Origin of the sequence: Amycolatopsis sp. NPDC058278, assembly GCF_042881395.1 — a bacterium.
Lineage (GTDB): Bacteria > Actinomycetota > Actinomycetes > Mycobacteriales > Pseudonocardiaceae > Amycolatopsis.
On sequence record NZ_JBHVXZ010000262.1, the window covers coordinates 1 to 3,167 of the forward strand.

The window sequence follows — 3,167 nt, forward strand, 5'->3', positions numbered from 1 at the left end:
AAGACCCAGCCACACCCCGGAGCCGGGGGTGGGGGGGGGCGGGGATCTCGTGGGCTGGGGGGTCGACGGGCGCGTTGTCGGCCCCGGGGGCGCGGGGGCGACGACCCGCTGGTCGCTGCTGGAGACGGTCCGGGCGGTCGCCGTGCACGAGCTGGCGGCGAGCGGCGAGGACAGCGGACCGCGGTACGTGCGGTGGGCCGCGGACACCGCCGCCCGGCTGGACACGCGTATCGACCGGCTCCCGCCTGCCGACTTCGACGCGGTCGCCGGCGACCTGCGGCACGCGCTCACCCAGGCGGCGCCGGACGGTACGGCCTATCGGCTCGCGAAGTCGCTCGCCCACCTCAGTTTCGCCCGTGGACTCGTGGTGGCCGCCCGTGAGCACTACCGCACGGCCGCCGGGCTGGCGCCGGGCCCGGCCACCGCGGCCGAGGACCTCGGCACGGCCGCGGCCGTCGCGCTCACGATCTCCGACGGGGAAACCGGCTTCGGGTTGTTGCTGGAGGCGGCCGCCCGTGCCGAGGCTGCGGGGGACAGGACCGCGCAGGCGGTGGCCGTTGCTTCGGCGGTGGTGGCCGCCACCCGGTTCTCGATGTCCTTCACCGACCCGGTTCCGCGTGCTCGGCTGGTCGCGATGCTGGCGGAAGCGACCGCCCTGGCGGACCCGGCCGATGAGCGGTCCGCCGCGGTACTCGCGATGGCACGGGCGTGGGTGTCGGGCCGGACCCCGCTGGATCCGGATCTGGAGCTGTCGCGAGCCGCGGTGGCCGCCTCGCGGCGGTCCGGGGACGTCGCGCTCGTGCTGGGTGCGCTGGACGCGCTGGGCACCGCCCTGGCCAACGCCGGACGGTTGCGCGAGGCCCATCGGCTCTCCGACGAACGGCTCCGGCTGGCCACCACCGCGTCCCGGTACGAGCCCGCGGTCGCGGCCGAGCTGGTCGACCTCTTCCACGTGGCGTCGACTTCCGCACTGGCGGCCGGGGACCTACCGGCCGCCGCCGGCATCGCCGAGCAGGCTGCTCGGGACGACTCCACCGGCACGCGTCCCGCCATCATCGCGCCGAGGCTGATCCGGCTCCACGGCCTGACCGGCCGGTTCGACGAGGCGCTGGCCCAGGCCGAGGTGCTGTGGGACGGCTGGCGGCACGCCACGACGGCCGATGTGGAGTCGGAACTCTCCTCGCTGCGTGGGGACTGGCCGTCCTCGGCCGCGGCGATCGTGGCACTGGTCCACGGCCTGCGCGGCGACGTCCCGGCGTTCGAGGAGTGGCGTTCGCGCGCCCGGCGGATCGCGCACGTCGACGACGCGGCCGGTTCTCTCGCACTGGCGGCGGCCGCCGCATTCACCGACGCCCGGGTCGCCGCGCACACCGGCCGGTACGCCGACGCACCGAGACTGGTCGCCGCCGCGCTCACGTCGTTCCCCGAGAAGTGGTGGCTGGCCTATGCCCACGCGGCCGGGGCGGAGCTGGCGGTGGTCGCGGGGTTGCCCGACGCCGCCGAGCGGCTCGTGGCGGCCGAACCCGCCGAGGCGGAGAACGACTGGGCCGCGGCCTGCCTGGCCCGCGCGAACGCCCGGCACACCGGCGACCCCCGGCTGATGACCGAGGCGGTGACCCGCTGGGAGCGCCTCGGCGCCCGGTTCGAACGCGCCGTCACGCTACTGCTGGTGCCGGACCGAGCCGGAGAAGGACGCACGGAGCTGGCAGCCTTGAGCGTCACGATCCCCGGTGCCCAGTGGATTCAGTAGTGGCCACGGATGTCCTGCGGGCGCCCTGAGGCCAGGCTTGGGGCAACCCGCTGGAGCGGGACACGAAACTCCGAGGAGGAGTCATGGGGAAAGTCATCGTGGGTATGTCGATGTCCCTGGACGGTTTCGTCACCGGGCCGCACGACAGCCGGAAAAGCCCGCTGGGGGAAGGTGGCGAGGTCCTGCACGACTGGCTCGGTCCCACCGCCACGGCCGCCGACCGGGCGGTGCTTCAGGAGATGGCGGACGGGGTCGGGGCGATCCTGATGGGGCGGCGGTCCTATGACTTCTGCGTCGGCGACGGCGGCTGGGGCGACGGCGGTCCGGCCGGCCCGACACCGTGCTTCGTGCTCACCCACCACGCCCCGGACCCCGCGGACGCGCCGAAGGTGTTCACCTTCGTCACCGACGGCATCAACAGCGCCATCGCCAAGGCCCAAGCCGCGGCAGGGGAGCGCACGGTCGGTTTGCACGGCGCCACCGCGGCCCAGCAGGCACTGGCCGCGGGCCTGCTCGACGAGATCCAGGTGCACCTGGTGCCGGTGCTGCTCGGCGGCGGTGTCAGGCTGTTCGACCTGCTCGGCGCCGGCCCGGTCGAGCTGGCCCGCGACCGTGTCATCGAGGCAGGCAGTGGTGTGACCCACCTGCGCTACCGCGTCATCCGGTAGCCAGGGAACCAACCCCGTCAGCGCCAAGGAGGAAGCGATGCGCAACGAGGCGATGGGGCAGTTGGACGTTCTGATCGGGATCGTGGCGGACGACGTTGCGGAACGCGTGGTTCCTGGAGCCGGCCAACCAGGAGGTGCCGGGCTCGGCCACAGCGGAGGCAACGGCCTGAGCGGACGCCGGGTCAGTTCGCCGAGCGGCTTCTCCTGCTGACGCGTGTCGCATCACGAATCGCCTCTCGGCCTTGCAAGCCAGGTCAGGCAGGTTGGGGGAAGGAGCAAGTCGGTGGTTGGTGATCGACCTGGCGCAGGCCTCGGCATGATCGGCGTCTCCGGCGGCGAGCGGCCCCCGCCACCGCGTGCGAGGGCCTCCGCCCTGTTGACGTGCTGAGCGCTGCCCACCGCCGAGATCGTCAACCAACGAGAGGAGGGGTGACGGGCGTGGCCTCGCCGGCCGCGAAGGCGGCTGGGGTGAGACCGGTGCGGTCGCGGAAGAAGCGGCCGAAATTCGCGGGATCGGTGAAGCCGAGATGGACGGCCACGGCCCGGGCGTCCCACTGGGCACCTCCCAGCAGGCGCCGGGCTTCGAGCAGCCGCCGCTCGTTGATGAGTTCACGCACCCCGTTGCCGGTGGCGTCCTGGGCGGCGCGGCTGAGGGTGCGGACCGAACAACCGAGCAGTTCGGCGTAGTCCGCGGCCAGGTGCAGCTCGCGGAAATGCAGCTCCAGGGCATCCACGAACCGTCCGTACGT

At 73.6% G+C, this 3,167-nt stretch carries 4 protein-coding genes; 3 read left to right on the forward strand and 1 reads right to left on the reverse strand.

From position 1 onward, the window contains the following. The 3 genes from ACFVYA_RS49780 to ACFVYA_RS49790 form a co-directional block, all read left to right on the forward strand. Window positions 1-1,750 (forward strand): hypothetical protein (locus ACFVYA_RS49780; RefSeq protein ID WP_387055659.1); only part of this gene is annotated, 1,750 nt, incomplete at its 5' end. 83 nt (window positions 1,751-1,833) lie between these two features. Further along, window positions 1,834-2,418, forward strand: a complete 585-nt coding sequence (locus ACFVYA_RS49785) for a dihydrofolate reductase family protein (RefSeq protein ID WP_387055661.1) — start codon at window positions 1,834-1,836, stop codon at window positions 2,416-2,418. Between the two features lie 37 nt (window positions 2,419-2,455). Then, window positions 2,456-2,629 carry a hypothetical protein gene (locus ACFVYA_RS49790; protein ID WP_387055663.1) on the forward strand — a complete coding sequence of 58 codons (174 nt, stop codon included), beginning with the start codon at window positions 2,456-2,458 and terminating at the stop codon, window positions 2,627-2,629. Window positions 2,630-2,828: 199 nt separating this feature from the next. Here ACFVYA_RS49790 and ACFVYA_RS49795 read toward each other — a convergent pair. Beyond that, window positions 2,829-3,167 (reverse strand): helix-turn-helix domain-containing protein (locus tag ACFVYA_RS49795; RefSeq protein ID WP_387055665.1); only part of this gene is annotated, 339 nt, incomplete at its 5' end.